At 36.1% G+C, this 26707-nt stretch carries 28 protein-coding genes; 24 read left to right on the top strand and 4 right to left on the bottom strand.

Translation table 11 applies throughout. The features are described from left to right. Position 1 precedes the first annotated feature (1 nt). Positions 2 to 256, bottom strand: a complete 255-nt coding sequence (locus AB8S09_RS04185) for a FeoA family protein (RefSeq protein WP_294182540.1) — start codon at positions 254 to 256, stop codon at positions 2 to 4. Positions 257 to 649: 393 nt separating this feature from the next. On the opposite strand from AB8S09_RS04185, the gene AB8S09_RS04180 reads away from it, so the two are divergent. The 6 genes from AB8S09_RS04180 to argS all read left to right on the top strand — a co-directional run bounded on the left by AB8S09_RS04180 (position 650) and on the right by argS (position 7342). Further along, positions 650 to 1759 carry an ABC transporter ATP-binding protein gene (locus AB8S09_RS04180; RefSeq protein ID WP_294182542.1) on the top strand — a complete coding sequence of 370 codons (1110 nt, stop codon included), beginning with the start codon at positions 650 to 652 and terminating at the stop codon, positions 1757 to 1759. 59 nt (positions 1760 to 1818) lie between these two features. Further along, positions 1819 to 2607: an ABC transporter permease gene (locus AB8S09_RS04175; RefSeq protein WP_367112687.1), complete on the top strand. Its 789-nt coding sequence runs from the start codon at positions 1819 to 1821 to the stop codon at positions 2605 to 2607. Continuing rightward, positions 2607 to 3401, top strand: a complete 795-nt coding sequence (locus AB8S09_RS04170; RefSeq protein WP_294182544.1) for an ABC transporter permease — start codon at positions 2607 to 2609, stop codon at positions 3399 to 3401. The genes AB8S09_RS04175 and AB8S09_RS04170 overlap by 1 nt, the downstream gene beginning before the upstream one ends. Continuing rightward, a complete protein-coding gene (locus tag AB8S09_RS04165; protein WP_294182546.1) occupies positions 3401 to 4480 on the top strand; it encodes a polyamine ABC transporter substrate-binding protein in 1080 nt (359 codons plus the stop codon). Before AB8S09_RS04170 ends, AB8S09_RS04165 begins: the two co-directional genes overlap by 1 nt. Positions 4481 to 4559: 79 nt before the next feature. After that, entirely contained in the window at positions 4560 to 5546 is a 987-nt protein-coding gene (gene galE / locus AB8S09_RS04160; RefSeq protein ID WP_294182548.1) for a UDP-glucose 4-epimerase GalE, read from the top strand. 98 nt (positions 5547 to 5644) lie between these two features. Continuing rightward, a complete protein-coding gene (argS, locus tag AB8S09_RS04155; RefSeq protein WP_294182549.1) occupies positions 5645 to 7342 on the top strand; it encodes an arginine--tRNA ligase in 1698 nt (565 codons plus the stop codon). A 35-nt stretch (positions 7343 to 7377) separates the two neighbouring features. Here argS and AB8S09_RS04150 read toward each other — a convergent pair whose 3' ends face one another. The 3 genes from AB8S09_RS04150 to AB8S09_RS04140 all read right to left on the bottom strand — a co-directional run bounded on the left by AB8S09_RS04150 (position 7378) and on the right by AB8S09_RS04140 (position 9608). Next, the gene (locus AB8S09_RS04150; protein ID WP_294182550.1) at positions 7378 to 7533 is read right to left on the bottom strand and encodes a FeoB-associated Cys-rich membrane protein; all 156 of its coding nucleotides are present in this window, start codon (positions 7531 to 7533) and stop codon (positions 7378 to 7380) included. Between the two features lie 19 nt (positions 7534 to 7552). Continuing rightward, complete coding sequence (feoB, locus tag AB8S09_RS04145; RefSeq protein WP_294182552.1) at positions 7553 to 9319, bottom strand: ferrous iron transport protein B; 1767 nt, start codon at positions 9317 to 9319, stop codon at positions 7553 to 7555. Between the two features lie 61 nt (positions 9320 to 9380). Further along, the gene (locus AB8S09_RS04140; protein ID WP_294182553.1) at positions 9381 to 9608 is read right to left on the bottom strand and encodes a FeoA family protein; all 228 of its coding nucleotides are present in this window, start codon (positions 9606 to 9608) and stop codon (positions 9381 to 9383) included. Between the two features lie 211 nt (positions 9609 to 9819). Between AB8S09_RS04140 and AB8S09_RS04135 the strand changes: the two genes are divergently transcribed. The 18 genes from AB8S09_RS04135 (at position 9820) to AB8S09_RS04050 (ending at position 26693) form a co-directional block, all read left to right on the top strand. Further along, a complete protein-coding gene (locus tag AB8S09_RS04135) occupies positions 9820 to 10545 on the top strand; it encodes an HAD-IB family hydrolase (protein WP_294182557.1) in 726 nt (241 codons plus the stop codon). A gap of 42 nt (positions 10546 to 10587) precedes the next feature. Next, complete coding sequence (locus AB8S09_RS04130; protein WP_294182559.1) at positions 10588 to 11241, top strand: ribonuclease H-like domain-containing protein; 654 nt, start codon at positions 10588 to 10590, stop codon at positions 11239 to 11241. 70 nt (positions 11242 to 11311) lie between these two features. After that, positions 11312 to 12010, top strand: a complete 699-nt coding sequence (locus AB8S09_RS04125; protein WP_294182602.1) for a FadR/GntR family transcriptional regulator — start codon at positions 11312 to 11314, stop codon at positions 12008 to 12010. 316 nt (positions 12011 to 12326) lie between these two features. Further along, on the top strand, positions 12327 to 13853 hold the full coding sequence (locus AB8S09_RS04120; protein WP_294182605.1) for an L-lactate permease: 1527 nt from the start codon (positions 12327 to 12329) through the stop codon (positions 13851 to 13853). A gap of 56 nt (positions 13854 to 13909) precedes the next feature. Next, positions 13910 to 15184 carry a nickel-dependent lactate racemase gene (gene larA / locus AB8S09_RS04115; RefSeq protein ID WP_294182561.1) on the top strand — a complete coding sequence of 425 codons (1275 nt, stop codon included), beginning with the start codon at positions 13910 to 13912 and terminating at the stop codon, positions 15182 to 15184. 49 nt (positions 15185 to 15233) lie between these two features. Continuing rightward, a complete protein-coding gene (locus AB8S09_RS04110; RefSeq protein WP_294182563.1) occupies positions 15234 to 16022 on the top strand; it encodes an electron transfer flavoprotein subunit beta/FixA family protein in 789 nt (262 codons plus the stop codon). 20 nt (positions 16023 to 16042) lie between these two features. After that, positions 16043 to 17257 (top strand): electron transfer flavoprotein subunit alpha, encoded by a 1215-nt coding sequence (locus tag AB8S09_RS04105; RefSeq protein ID WP_294182566.1) that lies wholly within the window; start codon positions 16043 to 16045, stop codon positions 17255 to 17257. A 50-nt stretch (positions 17258 to 17307) separates the two neighbouring features. Next, positions 17308 to 18720 carry an FAD-binding oxidoreductase gene (locus AB8S09_RS04100; protein WP_294182568.1) on the top strand — a complete coding sequence of 471 codons (1413 nt, stop codon included), beginning with the start codon at positions 17308 to 17310 and terminating at the stop codon, positions 18718 to 18720. 198 nt (positions 18721 to 18918) lie between these two features. Further along, positions 18919 to 19953 (top strand): N-acetyl-gamma-glutamyl-phosphate reductase, encoded by a 1035-nt coding sequence (gene argC, locus AB8S09_RS04095; protein WP_294182570.1) that lies wholly within the window; start codon positions 18919 to 18921, stop codon positions 19951 to 19953. Positions 19954 to 19976: 23 nt separating this feature from the next. Then, positions 19977 to 21197 (top strand): bifunctional glutamate N-acetyltransferase/amino-acid acetyltransferase ArgJ, encoded by a 1221-nt coding sequence (argJ, locus tag AB8S09_RS04090; protein WP_369868521.1) that lies wholly within the window; start codon positions 19977 to 19979, stop codon positions 21195 to 21197. 33 nt (positions 21198 to 21230) lie between these two features. Continuing rightward, entirely contained in the window at positions 21231 to 22082 is an 852-nt protein-coding gene (gene argB, locus AB8S09_RS04085; RefSeq protein WP_294182574.1) for an acetylglutamate kinase, read from the top strand. A 95-nt stretch (positions 22083 to 22177) separates the two neighbouring features. Then, on the top strand, positions 22178 to 23353 hold the full coding sequence (locus AB8S09_RS04080) for an aspartate aminotransferase family protein (RefSeq protein WP_294182576.1): 1176 nt from the start codon (positions 22178 to 22180) through the stop codon (positions 23351 to 23353). Between the two features lie 154 nt (positions 23354 to 23507). Continuing rightward, on the top strand, positions 23508 to 23714 hold the full coding sequence (locus tag AB8S09_RS04075) for a DUF1657 domain-containing protein (protein ID WP_294182578.1): 207 nt from the start codon (positions 23508 to 23510) through the stop codon (positions 23712 to 23714). A gap of 19 nt (positions 23715 to 23733) precedes the next feature. After that, positions 23734 to 24594, top strand: coding sequence for a DUF421 domain-containing protein (locus AB8S09_RS04070; protein WP_294182580.1), 861 nt, complete (start codon positions 23734 to 23736; stop codon positions 24592 to 24594). Between the two features lie 12 nt (positions 24595 to 24606). Then, entirely contained in the window at positions 24607 to 25086 is a 480-nt protein-coding gene (gene spoVAC / locus AB8S09_RS04065) for a stage V sporulation protein AC (RefSeq protein ID WP_294182582.1), read from the top strand. Continuing rightward, positions 25087 to 26088: a stage V sporulation protein AD gene (spoVAD, locus tag AB8S09_RS04060; protein ID WP_294182583.1), complete on the top strand. Its 1002-nt coding sequence runs from the start codon at positions 25087 to 25089 to the stop codon at positions 26086 to 26088. Positions 26089 to 26109: 21 nt separating this feature from the next. Next, a complete protein-coding gene (spoVAE, locus tag AB8S09_RS04055; RefSeq protein WP_294182607.1) occupies positions 26110 to 26463 on the top strand; it encodes a stage V sporulation protein AE in 354 nt (117 codons plus the stop codon). Between the two features lie 23 nt (positions 26464 to 26486). Continuing rightward, positions 26487 to 26693, top strand: coding sequence for a DUF1657 domain-containing protein (locus AB8S09_RS04050; RefSeq protein WP_294182584.1), 207 nt, complete (start codon positions 26487 to 26489; stop codon positions 26691 to 26693). Positions 26694 to 26707: the final 14 nt, after the last annotated feature.

Here is a 26707-nt window from a genome sequence, read left to right as displayed (position 1 = left end):
ATCATTCTCCTTTACAGCATTGATTAAAATTTACCTGTTGAATTGCTATTAGAGATGCTTCCTCTTTTCTAAGGGCAATTAAAGTATCTCTTATTTTATATAAAGTCAAATTATCACCGGGGCCTTTTAACACCACTTTTATTAAAGTTCCCTTGGTGATGCCCAATGCCATCATTCTCTCTCTAAGTAAGTTTTTTGAAAAAAGCTGTTTTACAATTACTGTTTTGCCTACATTTACATGACAAAGTTTTTCCATATTGATTTTCCCCCTAATGTAACTGTTCTAATATTATTTCCCTAAGCTAAAAATATTAGCTTAGATTAAGATTTGTTCAATATTAATTTATGACGTATAGAAATAAATGTGATTATAAATTTCCATAAATTTTAAATTGATGTAAATTAATGCTGCATATACATAATTGACTTGAGAATAGTAATGTGATATTATTATTTTTAGTTAAACTTGAGTGAAAAACTAGGAATTGATGTTAAAGGAAGCTTTAATGACCGCAAGGTGTGTAGGGACTGCAGAAAAAAGCTTCTGCCTCTGTACAGAGGCAGAAGCTTTTTGACTTAGGGAAATAAAATAATATAATAATAAGAGAAAATCTCTTAATAATTATATTATAATCTGGAGGTGGAAAAATTGGACAACATACTTAGGCTAGTTGATCTAGTAAAAGTTTTTAATAACCAGAAAGTGATAAAAAATATATCCCTGGATATCAGAAAAGGTGAATTTTTAACTATACTTGGTCCAAGCGGATGTGGAAAGACTACTATTTTGAGAATGATTGCAGGTCTGGAAAAACCCACTAGTGGGAATATATTGCTAAACGGCAGGCATATAGAAAATAAGGAGCCCTATGAGCTCAATATCAATACGGTATTTCAAAATTATGCTCTTTTTCCCCATATGAATGTCTATAAAAACATAGCTTACGGTTTGAAAGTCAAAAAGGTTTCAAAACCGGAAATAAGAGAACGTGTGACTAAAATGCTGGAGTTGGTACAGCTCGGTGGTTATGAGAAAAGAATGCCGGATCAATTAAGCGGCGGGCAAAAGCAGAGAGTTGCAATTGCAAGGTCGCTTATAAATAATCCCAAAATATTGTTATTGGATGAACCCTTAAGTGCATTGGATTTTAAACTCAGGAAAAAAATGCAGAGTGAATTGAAATCTCTCCAGCAGAGGCTGGGGATAACTTTTATTTATGTAACTCATGATCAGGAAGAGGCTCTTTATATCTCCGACAGAATAGTTGTCATGAATGCGGGCTCTATAGAACAATTGGGCGATTCCAGAGACATATACGAAAGACCACGGACCAAGTTCGTAGCTGCTTTTATAGGTGAATCCAATTTATTTGATTCCACAGTGGACAGTATTTGGGAGGATAAGGTCACATTAAAGGCAGGAAATTTGCAGATAGCTGCAGACAATAGATCGCTGGAAGTTGGAGACAATGTATGCGTACTTGTCAGACCAGAAAATGTAAAATATTCCCTGAAGGCTGTTGAACATTTTAATATCAAAGCAGTGACCAGGGAAAATGTATATCTGGGATCTAGTATAAAAACTATCTTTATGTCGGAAGACGGGAGAAAAATAATTTCAACCAATTATAACAGATCTCTGAAAACACCGAAAATAAATGAATCAGTATGGATATATTGGAACCCGGAGGATGCAGTAATAATAAACTCTGAAGAAAACAATGGATATCACTGTCGGGAAAAGGTGATGGCAAGTTGATTAAAAAAATTGAAAAGAACTTTTTTATATTTCCAATTTCTATATGGATGATATTTTTTATGGCAGTACCGATTGTATATATAATTTTTATAAGTTTTCTTCAAAGAGGTGTAAATGGTGGGATCGATGTAGTATTTTCATTTGATAATTACAGGAGAATCTTTTCTCCGCTGTACTTCAAAATTTTTCTTGATTCCATTTCCATTGCATTTATAACCACTTTGTTTACGCTAATTTTAGGATATCCTTTTGCCTACTTAGTGGCAAAGATACCAAAGAGGTTCCGTGTGCTTGCTATAATGCTGATAATCATTCCGTTTTGGACGAACTCTCTTATAAGAACTTATGCATGGATGATACTCATGAGTACAGAAGGACTTATAAATAATGTCCTTATCAAAATGGGACTTATTACTGAGCCGCTAAAAATGCTGTATACGTATGGTGCAGTACTTGTGGCCATGATATATGCACTTTTCCCATTTATGGTACTTCCTCTTTACACGTCCATAGAAAAAGTAAATAAAGGCTATATAGATGCAGCTAAAGATCTGGGGGCAAATTCCATTAAGGCTTTTTTAACGGTAACTCTACCTCTTACCATGCCTGGAATAGTTGCAGGATGCATTCTGGTCTTTATACCTTCTCTCGGGCTTTTTTACATATGTGATCTCATGGGTGGAAGTAAGGTAATGCTTATAGGAAATCTCATCAAGAATCAATTCTTAGTTTCAAGGGACTGGCCTTTCGGGGCAGCTGTATCCGTGGCAATGATGGTTGGTATATTAATTATTGTAGGTGTCGGTATAAAATTGTTGGGAAAGAAAATTGACTTGGAGGTTTTCTAATGAAATCTAAAATTTTCAGATGGATTTCTAAAATATATATTGGAATGATATTTATATATCTGTATTTGCCTATACTTATAGTTGTTGTCTATTCATTTAATAAATCATCTGCAGGAACTGCATGGATGGGGATTACCATGGACTGGTATAGAAAGCTGTTTCAGGATTTAAACGTGATAATTGCGTTCAAAAACAGTCTGGTTATAGCAGTTGCAAGCACGGTAATTTCTTCTGTAGTTGGTGCCACAGGTGCCATTGGACTATATAAATATAGTTTTAGAGGGAAGGGTTTGGTAGAGGGACTTTTAAATGTAACTATCGTTATTCCCGAAGTAATCATGGGGATAGCCCTTCTTATGTATTTTTCCCAGATAAGACTGCCTCTTGGCATAGGTGCTTTGATTTTATCCCATGCAACCTTTAGCATGCCTTTCGTATATATAATAGTAAAGTCAAGATTGGCAGGATTCGATCACAGTATTGAAGATGCCGCAATGGATCTTGGGGCAAATAGATTTAAAGTATTTACAAGTATCACTTTTCCGCTTATATTACCTGGAATACTGGCGGGAGCTATGATTGCCTTTATCCTGTCTTTTGATGATGTTATTATAAACTTTTTTGTATCCGGTCCGGAAAGCACTACTTTACCTATAAAAATATTTTCCATGCTCAGGTTCGGATTGTCACCGGAAATCAATGCACTTTGCACTTTGATGCTTTTAATTACTTTTGGAATTCTGATCATGATGCAATTTATTAAAATAAATAGAATCAAGGAGGAATCTAATTGATGAAAGGAAAATTGTTAAAAGTTTTAGCTTTGGGTATAATAAGCAGTTGTCTGGCCTTTACCATGTCTGCCTGTAGTATTCAAAGTCAGCCTACATCCAGCAGTGATGAAAAAGTAGTAAATTTATTTACCTGGGCCAATTATGTACCTAATTCAGTAGTAAATGAATTTCAGAAACAAACCGGTATAAAAGTGAATTATAATAATTTTTCCACCAATGAGGAGATGCTTGCAAAACTTCAGGCTTCCAAGGGCTCTGAATATGATGTAGTAATTTGTAGCGACTACATTATTGAAGTCATGGGGAAACAAAAAAATATATTAATGCAGCCTATAGATAAATCAAAAGTACCTAACTACAAAAATGTGGATCCGCAGTTTTTAAACCAACCTTATGACAAAGGCAATAGGTATTCCATACCGTATACTCTGGGGAGTCAAATGATAGTTTATAATTCGGAAAAGGTGAATTTCCCGATAAAAAGTTATAAAGACCTGTGGAACCCTGCACTTAAAAATTCACTGGTGCTTGTGGATGATCCGAGAATAGTAATTGGAATGACACTTAAAAAATTAGGATATTCAATGAATGAAACAGATCCTAAAAAGCTGGCACAGGCCAAACAGGAATTGCTTAAATTAAAACCCAACGTCAAGGTTCTCGATGCGGATACTCCACATAACAGCCTTATAAACGGCGATACCACAGTAGGATTTATGTATGGTTCACAGGCATCGGCAGCAGTTAAGTCAAACCCTAAATTCAAGATAGTGTACCCTGAAGAGGGAATGAATGCAGAGGAAGATAATTTTATAATACCGTCAAAGGCGCCCCATAAAGAAAATGCGGGAAAATTTATAAACTTCATGCTGGACGGTAAAATAAGCAACGAGGCTACTACGGCTAACGAATATATAAATACAAACAAAGCAGCTAAAAAATATATGTCAAAGAAATATCTCAATAACAAGGCGGTATTTATACCTGACTCAGAGCTGAAAAGGGCTGAAAGATTCAGAGACGTGGGAAATGCTACAAAAACTTATGACCTTATATGGTCAGAATTCAAGCAGAAGTAAACGACTGGAATATCAATTGAAATGAACTGATTTTAGATATAAAATATATATTATTATATATTTTTTAGGAGGTTTTATAATGCCGATTCTGGTTTGCGGTGGAGCAGGATATATAGGCAGCCATATAGTGGCAAGGCTGCTGGAAAATGGAAAAGAAGTCATAGTATTTGACAACTTCGAAAAGGGTCACAGAGATGCCATATTGGGCGGTAGGGTCTATAATGGTGATCTGAGAGAAGAAAATTCATTGGATAAGGTTTTTAAGGAAAATGAAATTGAGGCGGTGATAGATTTTGCAGCCTATTCTCTGGTTGGAGAAAGTGTAAATGAACCCATAAGGTACTTTCAAAACAATGTAGGGGGTACTTTGAATTTGATAGATACAATGAAAAAATACGGTGTAAAATACATAGTATTTTCTTCAACGGCGGCCACCTACGGGGAGCCAAAGAGTATTCCCATTTTAGAGAATGCACAAACTGACCCTACAAATCCCTATGGTGAGTCCAAACTTACGGTTGAAAAGATATTGAAGTGGAGCGACAGGGCATATGGAATAAAATATGCCGCACTTAGGTACTTTAATGCTGCGGGTGCACAGGTAGATGGGGTTATTGGAGAGGATCACAGGCCTGAATCCCATCTGATTCCGATAATACTTCAGGTAGCTTTGAAAAAAAGAGATAAAATATTTGTATTTGGAGATGATTACAATACCCAGGATGGAACCTGTGTAAGAGACTACGTACATGTTACCGATTTGGCAGATGCCCATATTCTGGCATTGAAAAAGATAATGGAAGACGGCGAGAGCAAAACATATAACCTTGGAAATGGAAGGGGATTTTCTGTAAAAGAAGTAATTGAGACTTCAAGGCAGGTAACTGGTGAAAAAATAGAAGCAGAAGTTGCACCAAGGAGGGCTGGAGATCCTGCCGTATTGGTAGCTTCCTCCAGAAAAGCCAGAGAGGAGCTGGGTTGGAATCCAAAGTATAACTCTCTTGAAACAATTATTGAAACTGCATGGAACTGGCATAAAAACCACCCTTATGGATATAAAAAATAATTGAAAATACATAAATCCAGAATTGAAACCGAGGAATGTTAATTAATATGGAAGGAGTTGAAAAGTGTTAAATAAATTCGTGTTTATTTAGCATAAGTATGGATTATAAAGAACTGTTGGCAAAGAAAATTCAAGAAAACCTGGACGTGGACTTAAAATTGGATTTTATAGAAGATCTGATAAAAATACCTCCTAAACCTGAAATGGGAGATTATGCATTTCCATGTTTTCAACTGGCAAAGAGTTTAAAGAAATCACCTAATATAATTGCAGAGGAACTGAAAAATAAAATTGAAGGAGATTATTTTGAGAAAATTGAAAACAAAGGTCCCTATTTAAATTTTTTTGTGAATAAGGGCATATTTACAAAAAATATATTGACAAAAATACTAGAAGAAGGGGATAAATATGGCAGCTCTTCCATAGGGCAGGGGAAAAATATAGTTGTTGAGTACTCTTCACCAAATATTGCAAAGCCATTTCATGTAGGACATCTGTTTAGTACTGCAATAGGGAATTCTCTCTATAAAATGATGAGTTTTGAAGGTTACAATTGTACCAGGATAAATCATCTGGGTGATTGGGGAACTCAATTCGGAAAACTTATAGTTGCATATAAAAAGTGGTGCAATGAAGAGGAGCTTCATAAAAATCCCATAAAGGAACTTCTTAGAATATATGTAAAATTCCATAAGGAAGCTGAAAAAGAACCTGAACTCAATGAAGAGGCGAGAGAGTGTTTCAAAAAATTGGAGGATGGATGCAGTGAAGAAGTAAAACTCTGGAAAAAGTTTAAGAAATTGAGTCTTAAGGAATTTAAGAAAGTATACGATTTATTGGGAGTAGAATTTGATTCCTATGCAGGAGAGAGCTTCTACAGGGATAAAATGGATGCGGTTATAGATGAGATAGACAAAAAGGGACTTCTTGTGGAGAGCAAGGGAGCAAAAGTGGTCATGTTGGATAAATATAACATGCCCCCATGCATTGTGAAAAAGTCGGACGGTGCTACCATATACGCTACAAGGGATTTGACTGCTGCTATATACAGGAAAAAGACCTATGACTTTTACAAATGCATCTACGTAGTGGGTATGGATCAATCTCTCTATTTCAAGCAGGTGTTTACCACTCTTAAATTAATGGGGAAGGATTGGGCAGACTCATGCATACATGCGGGATTTGGGTTAGTGAGGTTTGCAGATAAAAAACTTTCTACAAGAAATGGCGATGTTATATTTTTAGAAGATCTTCTAAATAAGTCTGTACAGAGAACTCTTGAAATAATAAATGAAAAAAACCCCAATTTAAAGAATAAACTGCAGGTGGCAAAAAAAGTTGGTATAGGAGCTGTGATCTTTACCTATTTAAAAAACAACAGGGAGAGGGATATAGTTTTTGATTGGAATGAAATGTTGAATTTTGATGGTGAAACCGGGCCCTATGTCCAATACAGTTATGCCAGAGGAAAAAGTATACTCAGAAAAACAAAATGTACGGGCAGTCAGCTGGATTACAGCAAATTAAACAGCAAAGAGGAGTTTGAGCTTGTAAAAGCTTTGAATAATTTTAAGGACTCCATAATAAATGCCATAGATAAATTGGAGCCCTTCATAGTTACCAGATATGTAATAGAAGTTGCAAAGGCTTTTAATAAATTTTACAATGCACACAGCATTCTAAAAACAAAAGATGAAGGTACTAAGCTTGCCAGACTGCAGCTTGTAAAGGCAACTTGTCAGGTAATAAAAAATGGATTGAATTTACTTGGTATCGATGTAGTCGAGGAAATGTAAAAAACATAGTAAAAAAGTCCTGATTTTAAATACAGTCAGGACTTTTTCTTTTTAATACGGCGGTAAGGACAATCTACAGTAGAACAACAATCACATCCGCCGCCCTTTGATTTGTTTTTAAGATTCCTATATAATACATAACCTGCAGCTATTACTATTGCAGCTGTTATTGCAATTTCTACAAACAACATGAAATGCATCCTCCTAAAATTAGCTGAATATCAAAGTGGCTATTCTAAATACCAGAAAAGAACTTACCCATGCAAGTACAAGCTGATAGGTTACAGAAAAAATAGCCATCTTTCCTCCGTACTCTTTTTTCATAGTTGCTATCGTGGATATGCAGGGGGTATAAAGCAAAACAAACACTAAAAATGAATAGGCAGCAATAGGAGTAAAGTGATGAGGTAATACTGCAGCTAAATTCCCGCTGTATACAATTCCCATGGTACTTAACACAATTTCCTTTGCCATTATACCGGTTATAAGTGCTACTGAACTCTGCCAATTTCCATACCCCATAGGTGAGAATATAGGGCTTATAAAATTGCCTATAGAAGCTAAAATGCTTTTATCCATTTCTACCATTCCGGACAAATTAAAATTGGATAAAAACCATATCAGGATGGACATTGAAAATATTATTGTACCCGCTTTTCTTAAAAAGCCCTTGGCCTTTTCCCAGGTATGCAGCAGCAGGCTTTTTACTTCAGGAATATTGTATTCAGGAAGTTCTATTATAAAGGGTTCTTCATCTTTTTTAAATATAGTGTTCTTAAAAAGTATTCCTATTAAGAAGGCTATCGCAATTCCCATAATGTACAGTGAAAAAACTATTGTAGTTTTGTAATTCACAAAAAAGGCAGATGCAAAAAGTGAATATATTGGCAATCTTGCATTACATGACATTAAAGGTACTAAAAGTGCTGTTAATTTTCTGTCTTTCTCACTTTCCAAAGTTTTGGAGGACATAATAGCTGGAACTGAACATCCGAAACCTACTATGAGGGGGATAAAAGCTTTTCCCGACAACCCCATCTTTCTCATAAGTTTGTCCATTATAAAGGCCCCTCTTGCCATATATCCACTGTCTTCCAAAAAGGATACGCCCAGAAACAGACAGAATATAACCGGAAAAAATACAATTACGGATCCCACTCCAGCTAAAATACCGTCAACTAAAAATGAACTAAACCACGGACTAGCTGATGAAAGCAGTGTTTTCAGATGTGAAGCCAGAAATCCATTTACAAAGTCTCCAAGAGCATCTGCAGTAGGTTGGCCCACCCAGCTGAAGGTGAATTTAAAAATTAATATTAGTGCTAATAAGAATACTGGATAGGCCAAAAACCTGTTTAAGACTACCTTATCTATTTTTTCAGTAACAGAAGTTATACCTTTTTTTGTCCTTGTCAAACAGTTTTTTAAGATTTCATTTATATAACAATAGGCTTCATTTTCGTTCTTGAAATTAAATTTATCATTATTCCGAGGCCGTTTGAAATCACTGCTTTTCAAAATTTCAAGGAGTTTGTCTATTCCCTTGCCTTTTGTGGCCACAACTGGAACTACCGTTACTTCCAATTCTTCAGACAATGCCGAAAAATCTATTTTTATACCCTTTAATTCAGCTACATCTAACATATTTAATACCAATATTATAGGCTTGTTAAATTGCTTCAACTGGGTAGTTAAATATAGATTCCTGTTTAAATTAGAAGAATCAACAATGTTTATTATGACATCCGGATTACCCCGCAGCAAAAATTCCTTGGATACTTTTTCTTCATTTGAATAAGTATCCATTGCATATATACCTGGTAAATCTACTATTTTAATGGAATTGTCTATATAACCTTCTTTTTTTTCTACAGTTACTCCAGGCCAATTACCTACATACTGATTGGAACCAGTTAAATGATTGAACAAAGAGGTTTTACCTACATTTGGATTCCCCAGTAAGGCTGCTACAATCATAATAATCCTCCCGACATTTGTGTGTATTATAAATATTTATATTGCGATTGGTGTAGTTCGTCTAATTCAAATTGCTTACCGATATATTTCTTGCATCTTTTTTACGTATTGCCAGGTTGAAGCCTCTTAAATTTATAACTATTGGATCTCCTAGGGGAGCAGATGTTTTTACCGAAATTTCAGTGCCCTCTATGCATCCAAGAGCCAAAAGCCTTTTGACTAATTTCTTATCTCCGCTTAAGTTTTTTATAAATCCCTTTTCGCCGGGTTTTAAGTCACAAATGCTCACACCAAATCACCTCACCAATTAATTTTATGAATAATGAAAATCATTATCATTAATCAATTTTATAATATCATATTTAATATACACTGTCAATAAACCTGAATAAAATAAGATTTTTAATATTTTCTCTAAGGACTTGTAAAACTAATCTACATATATGTGCTAAAATAATAGTATAGAGTAGGATTATTTTATAATAAGGAGAAACGGAGATATGAATACTGCAGCCTTTTTTGATATTGATGGAACTTTATACAGAGAGGGACTTATAACAGAAGTTTTTAAAAAATTAGTCAAATACGAAATAATACCTGCCGAAAGATGGTATAAAGAGGTTAAGCCTGAATACGATAGGTGGGATAAAAGGAAGGGAAATTACGATGACTACCTTTTAAAAATGGCAGGTATATATATTGAAGCCATAAAGGGACTCCATAGATCGCAGATAGAATTCATAGCTAAAAATGTAGTGTCCCAAAAGGGAGATAGAGTATATTCTTATACTAGGGACAGAATAAAGTGGCATAAGAAAAAGGGGCACAAAACATTGACCATATCCGGAAGCCCTGTAGAGCTGGTAAAAGAAATGGCTATCAAGCATGAATTCGACGATTATGTCGGTGCCGTATACACCAGAGACAAAGATGATATATATACGGGGAATGTCATTTCCATGTGGAACAGTGAAGATAAGAAGAAAGCCGTGGAAATGCTTGTAAAGAAATATAATATAGATTTGAATAAAAGCTATGCCTATGGAGATACTTCGGGAGACTTTTCAATGATGAAAATGGTAAACAATCCGGTATGTGTGAATCCCACCAGAAAACTTGTAGAAGAAATATTGAACGATTCGGAGCTGGTTAACAGGGCAAATATAATAGTTGAAAGAAAAGATATGATTTATAAATTAAAGGCAAAAGATGTAAATTACATATAATTTATATTGACTAGATTAGAATAGTTAGAAAAGAGTGGTAAAGTGATAGAAAGAATTAATGATATTGGTGTGGAAAAACCTTCGGTAGAGAATTCGTTAAAAGTAGGCGATAATAAATGCGTTATTAAAGATGCGGTTTTTTTCGATTTGGAACACTATATATATAAAAAGCCCATATGTGTAGGTGTATTTGGTTCCTGCTTTTATGATTATAAAAATGAAAAATTGAAAGTCACTCAATATATGATAGAAAATAAAAAAGATGTAAAATCCATACTCAAATTGTCAAAACAATATTTTAAGAATATGATAGAGAAAGGTAAGAGATATATAGTTACTTTTTCGGGGAATAACGATTTTACAGTTATAAACTACCTTTTCAAAAAATACAATATTGGATTTAACGTACAGGACTATTTTATAAGCATAGACCTGCAAAAACAATATGAAAATGAAATTCATAAATCCATAGGACTGAAGGCGCTGGAAAAGGAATTTGGAATTACCAGGGAAAATGGGATCATAAGCGGATCAAACCTGGCAAAGACTTTTAGCAAAATAGTAAAAGACAGCGAATATATAAATAGAATGCCAAATGTAAAGAAGCAGAGAATACTGCTTTATAACGAACAGGATGTAGTGAGTTTGTTTGATATATACACCAAATGGAACAATGTGTTTATGAAATCAATATAAGTACTTTAAAAAATTTGACGAATGATGTAATATATAAAATATGTGCATATCAAAGGGGGCGACTGTATTGATTTTTACTCCTATAAAAAATACGAAAGTATACGAACAGGTCATAGAACAGATTGAAAATATGATCATAGACGGGACTTTAAAAAAAGGAGATAGACTTCCATCTGAAAGAGAACTTGTAGGGCATCTCAAAGTGAGCAGAACTTCCATAAGGGAAGCATTGAGGGCATTGCAGGTCATGGGACTTATAGAAAGCAGACAGGGTGAGGGCAATTTTATACGTGAGAATTTTGAAAACACTTTGTTTGAACCTCTCTCTGTGATGTTTATGCTGCAAGGCGGGAAACCAGATGAAATAATGGAAGTAAGAAAAATCATAGAAGTACAAACAGCTAATCTTGCTGCTGAAAAAATAAATGAAAAACAATTGGAGAATTTAAAAAGAATAGCAGATACTTTTAAAACCTCCAAAAATGAGGAAAATAATGTTAAACTTGATAAGAAATTCCACTATGAAATTGCGCAGGCTGCTGGGAATTTCTTGATAATCAATATTTTAAATGCAATGTCTTTTTTGATGGATGCGTTCTTAAAAGATGCCAGAAGAAAAATATTGGTGAATAAAGAAAATTTTAAAGCTCTTGCAGAACAGCATGGTAGAATATACGGAGCCCTTAAGTTACATGATTCAAAAATGGCTTCTGATGAGATGAAGAAACATTTGGATTTTACCAGCAAGCATATTAAGAAAAATATGTAGAAATATAAAGAATATTTCAAGGTATAATTCAATTTTAGGCACAAAAAGAGTTTTTTTATACATAATAGTTAATTTATTAACTATTATGTATAATTTTTGGTATAATAAAAAAATAAATAAAGTTTTTTAATCTGTAAACATTATATGAATGGGAAAATTACGACAATCATATAAAATTTGATTTTGTTAACGAAATAACAATCATTGAAAAATTACAGGAATTATTATATTATAATTCATAAATGGTAATACCATATTACCATAGTATCATAATATATAGTACCAATTAATTTATATATTTTAAGGGGAGGGATTTATATTGAAAGTTTTACTTTTTCTTATAGCACTAATACCAATAGTATGGCTTATGGTTTCATTGGGTGCTTTAAAGATGCCCGGTCATAAAACGTGTCCTTTTACGTTGATTGTCACCATACTGCTGGCAATGGTAGTGTGGAAAATGCCGGCTATAAATGCAGCTACTGCAACTTTAGAGGGATTTGCCCTTGCTGCATGGCCTATTCTTATTGTAATAATAGCCGCTGTTTTTACCTACAATCTTACCGTTTACACTAAAAGCATGGATGTAATCAAAAAAATGATGACTAGCATAACTACAGACAAGAGAATTTTGGTACTTATCCTGGCTTGGGCTTTTGGAGGGTTCATGGAGGCCATAGCAGGATTTGGAACAGCAGTTGCAATACCTGCCAGTATAATGGCAGGACTTGGGTTTAATCCACTTTTTGCAGCTATCATATGTCTGATTGCAAACACAACTCCTACTGCTTTCGGAGCCATAGGAATTCCTGTAACAACTCTTGCAAAGGTTGCCAACATTGATGTTACGCAGCTAAGCTATGCTGTAGGTCTTCAACTATCAGTACTTATTGTAATTGTACCTGTCGTACTTGTAATGCTTACTGGCAAAAGTGTAAAGGCAATAAAGGGTTTTTGGGGAATATCCCTTGCGTCTGGTGTCTCTTTTGCAATTCCTGAAGTAATAGCTGCAAAATATTTAGGTGCAGAACTGCCTGCAATACTGGGTTCAGTAGTCTGTATGGTAGTTACAATAGCTGTGGCCAAGATATTTTATAAAGATACTGCCGACAAGAATGTTGAAAAGGTTTCATTTAAAGAGGGAGTTTTGGCATGGCTGCCGTTCATATTGGTTTTTGTATTCGTAATATTGAGCAGCGCACTGTTCCCACCAATAAACAAGGCACTTTCTTCAATAAAAACATCAGTACCTATTTATACTGGACAAGGGGCAACGCCTTATGTATTTAATTGGGTTTCAACTCCAGGCACACTTATTATAATAGCAACCTTCATAGGAGGAATGATTCAGGGTGCGAAATTTGGTGAAATAGCCAAGGTATTGGGTAACACTTTTAAACAAATGGCCAAGTCTTCTATTACTATAATTGCCATTGTAGCACTGGCAAAAGTAATGGGTTATAGTGGAATGATAAAATCTATATCAGTGGTTCTAGTAGCAGCTACGGGAAGTTTCTATCCATTGATTGCCCCTATCATAGGTGCACTTGGAACTTTTGTAACAGGTAGTGACACGTCTTCTAATGTATTGTTTGGAGGTCTTCAGGTGGAAGTTGCCAGATCTCTTCATCTGAATGAATTCTGGCTTGCCGCTGCAAATACCGGAGGAGCCACTGCAGGAAAAATGATATCGCCTCAAAGTATAGCAGTTGCTACAGCAGCTACGGGGCTTGCAGGACAAGAAGGAAAGATATTAACATCTACTTTGAAATTCTGCATAGTGTATGTAATTATATTGGGGTTGATTAGTTTCTTTGCCGGACCTTTGTTTGGATTTAACTGATATTGATTTACTCATAATTTTATCATCATTGAAACATAATAGGGAGGATGGTTTATATGTCAGTAGTAAAATTACCTTATAATAAGAGGACACTCGAGGTTGAAATTCCCGATAAAAATTTGTCGGCTGTGCTTGAATCAAAAGCAGGGGACTATAAAACAGAACTTACGGAATCTGAAATAGTTGAAAAGGCACTTGATAATCCAATAGGATCTCCTAAATTGGAAGAACTCGTTAAAGGTAAGAAAAATATGGTCATAATCAGCAGTGATCATACAAGACCAGTTCCAAGTAAAATAATAATGCCCATACTTTTAAGGAGAATAAGAGCAGTCAATCCTAAGATTGATATAAAAATTTTAATTGCCACGGGATTTCACAGGCCTACAACCCATGAAGAACTTGTAAATAAATTTGGAGAAGAAATAGTTAAAAATGAGAATATAATAGTACATGATTCCCGTGACAGCAGCAGTCTGGTCAAAATAGGCACGCTGCCTTCAGGAGGAGAGCTTATAATAAACAAAACAGCAGTAGAAGCTGAACTTCTGATTGCAGAGGGTTTTATAGAATCACATTTCTTTGCGGGATTTTCAGGAGGAAGAAAGAGTATACTTCCGGGCATAGCTTCTACTAAGACTATTATGGCCAATCACTGTTCGGAATTTATAGCAAGCCCCTATGCCAGAACGGGAAAGCTAAAAAACAATCCCATACACAAGGATATGCTCTATGCTGCCAAAAAGGCAAAACTTGCATTTATAATAAACGTTGTTATAGACAGCGACAAAAAAATAATAAATGCCTTTGCAGGTGACAGCAAACAGGCCCATGAGGAAGGATGCAAGTTCGTACTTGGGTTGTCTAAGGTGAATGCTGCAGAGTCAGATATTGCCATTTCCACAAATGGAGGATACCCTCTGGATCAGAATATATACCAGTCAGTTAAGGGAATGACTGCAGCAGAGGCAACTTGCAGGAAGGGCGGTGTAATAATAATGGTTGCTGCCTGCAATGATGGACACGGCGGCGAGGGCTTTTATAAAAGTTTGTCCGGAGTAAAATCACCTGAGGAGTTCTTGAAGAAGGTTTCAAAAGTTCCAAGAGGAGAAACAGTGCCGGATCAATGGGAATCACAGATACTTGCCAGGATACTTAGCAAATGCACTGTCATAATGGTTACGGATATGTGTGATCCTCAGATTATAAAAGACATGCACATGCAGCATGCATATACCGTTGAAGAGGCTTTAAACAAGGCTTATGACATTGTGGGAAAGAATGCAAAAATAGCTGTTGTACCAGATGGAGTTGCTGTAATTGTAAGTTAGGTAATTAAATAATTTTAAATATTATATAGATTTTGGAGGTAATTTATAAATGGATATATTAGTATGTATAAAACAGGTACCCGGAACTTCAAAAGTTGAAGTAGATCCCGTAACTGGAGTATTGAAAAGAGAGGGTATTGATTCAAAGATGAATCCCTATGATCTATTTGCACTTGAAACTGGTCTGAGGCTTAGAGAAAAGTATGGTGGAAAAGTAAAAGTGATAAGCATGGGACCGCCTCAGGCTGCAGATGTAATAAAAGAAGCCTATATGATGGGTGCGGATGAAGGGGTACTCGTATCAGACAGAAAATTTGCAGGAGCTGACGTACTTGCAACTTCTTATACTATATCCCAGGGAATAAGAAAGATGGGTCATATAGATCTCATTTTATGCGGCAAACAAACTACCGACGGTGACACTGCCCAGGTAGGACCTGAGATGGCAGAAAATCTGGGAATACCCCATATAGCTAACGTGCTGAGCATTGAAGGGGTAAAGGACAGTTCAATGATAGTCAAGATGGATATGCCCAATACAGTGGAAATATCGGAGATAAAATTTCCATGCCTTTTAACAGTAGAAAAAGATATCTTTCAGCCGAGACTTCCATCCTACAAGAAAAAGCTTGCGACAAAAGATAGAGAGGTCAAGATCTTAGGCCTTAAAGATTTTGAAGATAAGGATGAGAACAGATATGGGTTGAATGGTTCCCCAACACAGGTGGAGAAAATATTCCCTCCTGAAGTAAACAAGGATAAGGAAATCTGGAAGGGAACAAATGAAGAATTATCAGATAGATTAGCTAATAAACTTAAGGAATTAAAATTTATATAGATTATTAGGAGGAATGGAAAATGGGTAAATTGGTAATAAACAAAGAAAAACTTACTCCTTCAATCATAAAGGAATTGGTAGACATATGTCCTTTTGGAGCAATGGAAAGCAAGGACGGTGGATTGGAAATAAATGCAGCTTGTAAAATGTGCAAGATGTGTGTAAGAAAGGGACCTAAAGGAGTAGTAGAATTCGTAGAAGACAAAGTTGAAAAAATAGACAAGAGCTTGTGGAAGGGCATAGCTGTCTATGTGGATCATGTAAAGGGGAATATACACCCTGTAACTTATGAACTCATAGGCAAGGCCAAAGAGCTTGCAGCCAAGGTAAGTGATGATTATCCAGTATATGCTGTATTCATAGGGCATAATATAAAGGACAAGGCTCAGGAAATACTTCACTACGGCGTGGATGAAGTTTTTGTATATGATTATGAAGAACTCGAAGATTTTATAATAGAACCGTATACTGCAGCTATGGAAGATTTTATAAACAAGGTTAAGCCTTCAACTCTTCTTGTAGGGGCCACTACTGTGGGAAGATCATTGGCACCGAGAGTTGCAGCTAGATTCAAGACAGGACTTACTGCTGACTGTACAGTACTTGATATGAAGAAGAATACGGATCTTGTCCAAATAAGACCTGCCTTTGGCGGTAATATAATGGCCAAGATATTGAATCCAAATCACAGACCCCAGATGGCTACAGTTAGATACAAGGTAATGAATGCACCTGAAAGATCTGAGAGCACTTCAGGAAAGATAACTGTACAGAAGATGGATAAGAGTAAACTTAAATCAAATATAAAAGTTCTAAAAGTAACTAAGAAGAAAGTGGAGGAGGAAATATCCGAAGCAGATGTCATAGTTGCAGTAGGCAGGGCATTTAAAAATGAAAATGATTTAAAAATGGCATATGAACTGGCAGATCTTCTGGGAGGCCAAGTAGCTTGTACAAGACCTCTTATAGAAGCAGGATGGCTGGATTCCAAGAAACAGATAGGATTAAGTGGAAGAACAGTTAAACCCAAGCTCATAATAACCTGTGGCGTATCGGGCTCAGTACAATTTGTAGCAGGCATGAACAACTCTGATGTGATTGTTTCAATAAATAAGGATCCTAAAGCACCTATATTCAATGTGGCTCACTATGGAATCATAGGAGATGTGTATGAGATCTTACCGAAACTCATAGAGAATATCAAAGCAAAAAAGGGACTGCTTCAATCGGCATAAATAAATGATAGATGAATTTCAAATCTTAAGTTTAGTTTGGAGGAAAAAACATGGAAATGTGTGTCAAAAAATATAAAAAATTAGATGATAACGATGTAAAATTTCTTGTGGACTTACTTGGTGAAGAGAGGGTCTTCACCGGTGAAAATATAAATGACGATTACAGCCATGATGAACTGGGGGGAGTAAGCAAATATCCTGATGCAATGGTAGAAGTTTCAAACGCACAGGAAGTTTCAAAAATAATGGCCTATGCTTATAAAAACAATATACCAGTGGTTGCGAGAGGTTCAGGAACCGGCCTGGTTGGATCTTCAGTTCCCATAGAGGGCGGTATAATGATAAATCTGACTAAGATGAACAATATACTTGAATTGGACGAGGAAAATCTCACTTTAACACTTGAACCTGGAGTGCTTCTCATGGATATAGCAAAATTTGTGGAAAGCCATGATTTGTTTTATCCTCCAGATCCAGGTGAAAAATCAGCTACGATTGGTGGAAATGTAAGTACAAATGCAGGTGGAATGAGAGCTGTAAAATATGGTGTTACAAGGGATTATGTGAGAGGTCTTGAAGTGGTACTTCCAAATGGAGCCATACTTGAATTTGGAGGAAAGATAGTTAAAAACAGTTCCGGTTACAGCTTAAAGGATTTGATATGCGGCTCAGAAGGAACACTGGGAATAATTACAAAGATCATATTAAAACTTCTCCCTCTTCCTAAAAAATCCATAAGCTTGCTTATACCTTTCCCGAATCTTGACAAGGCTATAAGTACTGTGCCCAAGATAATAAAATCAAAATCCGTTCCTACTGCCATAGAATTTATGCAGAGAGAAGTTATACTTGCGGCAGAAGAGTTCCTGGGAAAGAAATTTCCGGACAATTCTTCAGATGCATATCTGCTCCTGACTTTTGACGGAAACAGCAAAGAACAGATAGAGGCTGATTATGAGAAAGTAGCTGATATATGCCTTAAGGAAGGAGCTCTTGACGTATATATTTCAGACACTGATGAGAGAAAAGAGTCAGTTTGGTCTGCAAGGGGAGCATTCCTCGAAGCTGTCAAAGCCACTACTACGGATATGGATGAATGCGATGTAGTTGTTCCAAGAAACAGGGTAGCTGAATTTGTAAAATATACAAATGATCTTCAGAAACAGTTCAATATACGAATAAGGAGCTTTGGTCATGCAGGAGATGGAAATATACACGTTTATATTTTGAAAGATAAACTTTCAGATGAAGAGTGGAATAAGAAATTGAGCGATATATTCGACTGCATGTATAAAAAGTCGGAAGACCTGGAAGGAGCTGTTTCAGGAGAACACGGCATAGGATATGCCAAAAAGAAATATATATTCCGCCAGTACGGTGACGAGTATATGAAACTCATGAAAAATATAAAACTTGCCTTTGATCCGAAAAATATATTGAATCCGGATAAAGTCTGTGAATAGTTGAATAATTGTGGAATAAAAACTTTCGTAAGAAATTTACGAAAGTTTTTATTTATATATACGAAAATTGCACAGTTTAGATGACAATAAAATTATAAAAAAGGTATTTATTTTTATAAAAAATATTGCATATTTATTCATAAAGTCATATAATAATTACATATTAAAATAATACTATATTAGAAAAGGAGAAAAAATTTGATACAAGTAGGAATTATTGGAGGAACAGGGTACGTTGGGGCCGAGCTTATAAGACTTTTATCAAACCACAATAAAGTGAATATATCCGGGATATCTTCCGTAAAATATAGAGGTAAACCCATATCCAGCATATATTCGGGCTTTTATCAAACCGATGATCTTGAATGTGAAAACCAGCAGGATATTATAGAAAAAAGTGATTTGATATTCTTGGCACTGCCCAGCGGATTAAGTCAGGCCATTGTCGAAAAAGCAGTTTATGAAAATAAAATATGTATTGACATGGGGGCAGATTTCAGGTTTAAAAATGAAAATTTATACAAGAAATGGTATGGAAAGACTTTCCTAAATAAAAGCTTACATGAAAAATCCGTGTACGGTCTTCCGGAATTAAACAGGGACGAGATAAGGAGAACTCAGATCATAGGCAATCCTGGATGCTATGCCACTTCAGTTGAATTGGCACTTTTGCCTCTTCTCTCTGAAAACCTGATAGAAGAAGATGGTATAATTGCAGACTGTAAATCCGGGATAACCGGATCAGGTAAAGAACTTACGGAAAGCAGTCATTTTGTAAATTGTAACGAGAATTTCACTGCTTACAAAGTGGCAAATCACAGACACACTCCTGAAATAGAGGAAACTTTGAGCAATTCATTCAAAAAGAATGTCAAACTTACATTTGTCCCCCATTTGCTTCCGATAAATAGAGGTATTTTATCTACAATTTATGCAACTCCCAAAAAGGCATTGAGTTTAGAAGAGGTACATGAAAAATACTCTCAGTTCTATAAAAATGAAAATTTTATAAAAATGCTGCCGCTGGGGGAAGTGTCAAAAATAAGTGGTGTCAGACTTTCAAATTATTGTCATATCTCCCTTCATTATGATGATGACAACAATAAACTGATAGTTATCTCTTGTCTGGATAATATGATGAAAGGTTCTGCAGGTCAGGGAATTCAAAATATGAACATTGCCCTGGGTTTTTCAGAAAAAGAGGGCCTCACTACGCTGCCAGCTGTCTTTTAATTAAACTACAGGAGGTTGTTGAAATGAATTTGAAATTTATAAAAGAAGGCATAACTTCCCCGAAAGGATTTATGTCTTCGGGAATCAGCTGTGGAATCAAAGGAAAAAATCTAAAAGATCTAGCTCTTGTAATGTCCGCCAGTCCCTGTAATTCTGCAGGAGTTTTCACTAAGAACAAAATAAAGGCCGCTCCTATTCTCGTCACACAAAATCATTTAAAAAGCAAAACTGCCCGGGCCATAATTGCAAACAGCGGTAATGCCAATACATGTACAGGTAAAAAAGGTATTGAAGATGCAGAAAAAATGTGCAGCCTTGTAGCAAAAGAATCAGGTATTGAAAAGGACGATGTACTTGTGGCATCTACAGGTATTATAGGAGTAAAACTGGATATCGACTCTATAGAAAATTCTGTTCCGCATTTAGTAAAAAAATTAGACAAAGAAGGGTATAAAGATGCGTCGGAAGCTATAATGACCACGGATACCTTTCCAAAGACCCTATCTGTAAAATTTGAGATTCAGGGAAAACCGGCCGTAATAGGTGTAATGGCAAAGGGTTCCGGAATGATACACCCCAATATGGGAACAATGCTTTCTTTTATTACTACAGATGTAAATATAAGCAGTGATCTTTTGGAAAAAGCCCTGAGGGAAAGTGTGAGAATAAGTTACAACAGAATTTCCGTAGATGGGGATACTTCTACGAATGATACAGTACTTATCATGGCAAACGGACTTTCCGGCAATGAGATGATAGAAAAAGAAAATGAGGACTACAGGATATTTTTAGAGGTACTTGAAAAATTGAATGTAAAAATTGCAAAGATGATTGCAAAAGACGGGGAGGGTGCTACAAAACTCATAGAATGCAGAGCTTTAAATGTACCCAGTGAAAGAGACGGCGAAATTTTTGCAAAATCAATAATATGTTCCAATTTGGTTAAGACCGCTTTCTTTGGATGCAGTGCAAATTGGGGAAGAATACTCGATGCTGTTGGATACTCGGGGGGCGACTTTGACATAAACAAACTTCAGGTTTGCATCGGAAGCTCAAAAGGCAATATAATGGTATTTAAAAACGGAGAACCTGTAAAATTCTCGGCTGGTGAAGCAAAAGATATACTGTCGGAAGACGAAGTATACATAAGTCTGGATTTCAATTCCGGCAGTCATAATGTCCGATGCTGGGGGTGTGATTTGACTTATGATTATATAAAGATCAATGGAGACTATATGTCATAGGAACTTTTATCTAAAAGGAGGCCTATGCAGGCAATGAATTATGATGACGTAGCAGTAGTCCTGGCAGAGTCTCTGCCTTATATTCAAAAATACAGAGGTAAAACCATAGTCATAAAATATGGCGGCAGTGTAATGAAAGATGAAAGACTTAAAAGATATGTCATAAATGACCTGGTACTTATGAAATGTATTGGAATAAACATAGTTCTCGTACACGGCGGGGGTCCTTTTATTTCTTCCCATTTAAAAAAATTAAATAAAAAAAGTATTTTTGTAGACGGGTTGAGGTACACGGACGATGAAACCATGGATGTGGTTCAGATGGTGCTTTGCGGAAAAGTCAACAAGGATTTGGTAAATCTAATAGAGGATTATGGTGGAAAATCCATAGGGCTGTGCGGTATAGATGGCAATATGATCGAAGCCAGGAAAGCCTCATTTAAAGTGGATTTAGGAAATGTAGGCGAAATAGTGCGTGTAAACCCTGAAGTCATAAATGATTCCATAGATGATGGCTATATTCCTGTAATAAGCAGTGTAGCAAGAGGAATTAAGGGTGAACTGTACAATATAAATGCAGATACCTGTACTTTTAGAATTGCGGTATCTTTAAAGGCACAAAATTTAATACTTCTTACAGATGTACCCGGAATTATGACGGATACACAGGATTCCTCCACTCTTATTTCAGAAATAAAGCTTGAGGATATTCCTAAAATGTATAGGGACAATATAATAAAAGGCGGGATGATACCTAAAATCAATTCTTGTGCTGAAGCAATAAAATCCGGAGTCAAAAGTGCCCATATCATTGATGGAAGAGTGCCACACTGTCTTCTTCTAGAATTATTTTCAAAAAAAGGGATAGGTACGATGATCTATTAGAATAATATAGCAGGATTGCATTAAGAATTTACAATAAAAAAGGGGGTAAGACCATTTAGCAGAATTGTACAAGTTTCTGGTAAATGGGAATTTTTATGAATTATTTACACTATGCTGAAAAATATATGATGGATACTTATAAATACCTTCCTGTGGTATTTACACATGCTAAAGGATGTAAATTATACGACATTTCAGATAAGGAATATTTGGATTTTACTTCGGGTATAGGAGTAATGGCATTGGGGCATGGAAATAAAAAATGGACAAAAGCTGTAAAAGATCAGCTGGATAAGTTAGTTCATACATCAAATATAGTTTTAAATGTTCCCATTTTGGAATTGGCCAAAAAACTTACAAAAGTTTCAAATATGAGCAAGGTGTTTTTTTGCAATTCAGGGACAGAGGCAAATGAATGTGCGATAAAACTTGCTAGAAAATACAGCTTTGAGAAATATGGAAAAGGTAGAAATACAATAATTACATTGAATAGAAGCTTTCATGGAAGGACAATGGCTTCACTGGAAGCTACAGGAGAGGAAGAACTCCATAAATATTTTTATCCGTTTCCGGAAGGATTCAAACATGTCGATATTAATCCGACAGCACTTGAAAAAGCCGTGGATTCAAATGTATGCGCCATCATGATAGAGGCAGTTCAGGGCGAAGGCGGGGTAAACCCACTGAGTAGGGAATTTGTGAACAAAGTATTTGAAATAGCTGAAAAAAATGATATTTTAGTCATATGTGATGAAGTTCAGTGTGGTTTAGGAAGGACTGGAAAGCTGTATGGTTTCAATAATTACGGTGTCCAGCCTGATATTATATCTGTAGCCAAGGCACTTGGAGGAGGTCTTCCAATGGGTGCCACCCTGTGTAATGAAAAGCTTAAAAATGCTTTCAAATATGGGGATCATGGTTCAACTTTCGGCGGTAATCCAGTTTGCGCTGCAGGTGCAGTAGAGATACTAAATCAGATTACAGATGAAAATTTTCTAGAAAAAGTATCTAAAAAGGGAATATTCATTAAAAATTTTTTTAAGAATAAACCTTCTAAAAATATAAGAGAAGTACGTGGAATAGGATTGATGGTAGGTGTAGAAATAAACGGGAAAGCTTCTGAAATTCAGAAAGAGGTTTTAAAAAAGGGACTACTTGTATTAACTGCCGGTACAGATAATGTAGTAAGAATTCTTCCACCTCTTATAATTACCAAAAAGGAACTGGAAAAGGGATTGAATATAATATATGAAGCCATAGACAACATGTAATCTGTAGTCCACTCAACTCCAATTTATTGAAAAATAGGTTGGAGTTATTTTATTGTCGAAATTCATAGAATCAATTGTAATAATTTAATGCAAATAGGTAAAACTAAGTCAAGAGATTTGATTTATATTTAGAATTAAAAGGGGGAATTGAAAAGTGACTGTAGGATCCAAGGTAAAACAGACATTGGTTACTTTAAAAGGTGCAGGAAGTACGCTGAGGTTGTATTCTCTTCAGGAACAGGACAAAAAGGCCAGAGATGTATACGGGGAAGCTTTTGAAGCTGTGGAAAATGTAGTTCAGGATTTAAACAGGAGAATTAAATTTTTAAAACAAGAAGAGCCCCAGTACAAAGGCAATTGATTTGGAGGAATAGTATAATATGAAAATTTGGATTGCAATTTTATTAAAGTCCACAGCATTATTTTTCCTGTCCATATTTTTTGTAAGGGCACTGGGCAAAAAGCGCTGGACAAAAATGACTCCTTTTAATCTTATAAATTACATTGTCATAGCTGTTTTAATTGCATTGATTTCTGTAAATGTGATATCCAACTGGGTTTTCGGCGTTATTGCACTGGCCGTATGGATACTGTTTCCAATGGCTTTGGATTATATATCTATGAAAAGTAAATATATGTATGATTTAATAAACGGGAAAGAGATAATAGTTGTTAAAAAAGGGAAGGTCATGGAAGAAAATTTAAGTAAAATAAGGTACAGCGGAGAAGATCTTCTCCGCGAACTCCGTTCAAAAAACATATTTGATCTGGGAGATGTAGAATTTGCAATAATGGAATCCACCGGAGACATAAATGTAATATTGAAATCCGATAAAAAACCCGTTACTCCAAAGGATCTGGGAATACAAACCTATCCCGAGAGTGCACCTCAAACCGTAATATTGGATGGAAATATCATAAATGAATCTTTAAGCAATTTGGGCCTGAACCAGGGATGGCTAAATGAGCAGCTGGAACTGCTCGGAGTTTCTCTGGACAATGTATTTATAGGTCAGGTGAATTCCAGTGGTGAACTCTATGTGGATCTGTTTGACGATATGATTCAAGTGCCTCAGTTAAATTTGAGAAAGATGCTGTATGCCAATTTGGAAAAGGCGGAGTCGGATTTGATGTCCTTCGCCCTTGATACCGAGGATAAAAAAGCACAGGATATCTATAAAAAAGATTCTCTCATATTAAAAGACATATTAAAAAAATTAAAACCCTATTTATTGGGATAGAAGGTGATATAAATGTCTGACAAGAAAAAAAAGAAATTAACACCTGAACAACAGCAATATCAAAGTCTTGCCAAGGAAAATGAGACCAAGAGGAAGGTTTTTACAAACTGTCTAAAGGCATTTCTGGTCGGGGGTACGATATGCGCTATAGGGCAGGGACTTCAATTTATGTTTATAAAATATTTTAATTTTACTGAGGCAACTGCCGGGAATCCCACTTCTGCAATTTTGATAATAGTATCTGTACTTCTTACAGGGCTTGGAGTATTTGATCATATTGCACAGTGGGCGGGAGCAGGTACCGCAATACCCGTTACTGGTTTTGCAAATTCCATTGCTTCCTGTGCCATAGAACACAAAAGTGAAGGGTTTGTTTTGGGAGTTGGTGGAAATATGTTTAAATTGGCGGGATCTGTAATAAGTTTTGGAGTTTTTTCTGCATTTGTGATGGCTATTGTAAGAGTAATTATTCAATGGTTAGGTGGGATTTAGATGATTCAGGGACATCAATCATGGATATTTCAATCCAAGCCAATTATACTTGGATGTTCTGCCGTGGGTGGACCTTTTGAAGCAAAGGGTGCACTTGCCGGAGAGTTCGATTTGCTTCACGAAGATATTTGGCTTGGACAGGATAGTTTTGAGAAGGCTGAAAAAAAATTGCTGGAAGAAGCTTGTAACCTAGCTATAAAAAATTCTAAAGTAAAAAAAGATGATATAAATTTTTTTTTGAGCGGAGATCTAATGAATCAGATAACCAGCAGCAGTTTTTCTGCCAGAAGTCTCAAGATACCATACCTGGGTATATTTGGAGCATGCTCCAGTTCCATGGAAGGATTGGCGCTGGCATCCTTCATTGTAGACAGTGGTGGGGCCAACTATGTTCTCTGTGGGACTTCAAGTCACAATGCTGCATCGGAAAAACAGTTCAGATATCCTACCGAATACGGAGGTCAAAAACCTCCTACGTCACAATGGACAGTAACTGGGGCTGGTGCCGCAGTAATTGGCAAAGGGTATGACAGACCCAAAGTCACTTCGGCTACCATAGGAAAAGTTATGGACATGGGAATTTCAGATCCATTCAACATGGGGGCGGCTATGGCGCCGGCGGCAGTTGACACCATAGAGGCACATTTCAGAGATTTACACAGGGATCCATCCTACTACGACGTTATAGCTACTGGAGATTTGGGCAGAATAGGCCACAATATAGCTAAAAAAATGTTAAAAGATGACGGGTTTGAATTTCCCCAGGGAGTGTTCACAGACTGCGGTATTTTGATATACAAAAAGGATCAGCCCGTATTTTCAGGCGGTAGCGGATGTGCCTGCTCTGCTACAGTGACTTATGGACATTTTTTAAAAGAGATGAAACGGAAAAAGATAAAGAAGATGTTGATAGTAGCTACAGGAGCACTTATGTCGCCGATGTCCTATCAACAAAAGGAAAGCATACCCTGTGTCGCCCATGGGGTATCTATAGAAGCATAGAAAAGAGGTGCATTTATTATGATTGAAAAATTTTTTTGGGCATTTGTAATAGGCGGTTTGATATGCGTAATAGGACAAATCATGATGGATGTCTTCAAGCTGACTCCAGCCCATACTACAACTACACTTGTAGTGGCCGGAGCCGTACTTGGAGGTTTGGGGCTATATGAACCGCTTATAAAATTTGCAGGAGCAGGCGCCTCTGTACCTATAAGCAGTTTTGGAAATGCACTTGTAAAGGGTGCTATTATGGAATCTGAAGAGTTTGGAATAATAGGAGTGCTAACTGGAATTTTTGAAGTTACCAGCGCGGGTATATCCGCTGCCATAATTTTCGGATTTATCGGTGCCTTGATATTCAATCCAAAAGGGTAAACTTTAAAAGGAGGTGATACAATATGACAGTTGGTACCCAGATGCAGCAAGCAATAGCTGGAATTCAAAATGCAGCTGCAACTATGAAGACATTTGCACTGGAAACTCAGGATCAGAATGCTAAAAATGATTTTCAAAACATAGCAAAAAATCTAGATGAAGCCCTTCAGGTGTTAAATGGAAGACAGAATTATATTCAGCAGCAAGAACCTCAATATAATAAACTTTAAACAATTAGAAGGCT

It is taken from the genome of Clostridium lapidicellarium (assembly GCF_041224415.1).
GTDB lineage: Bacteria > Bacillota > Clostridia > Clostridiales > Clostridiaceae > Clostridium_B > Clostridium_B lapidicellarium.
This window is presented reverse-complemented; position numbering and strand designations above follow the sequence as displayed.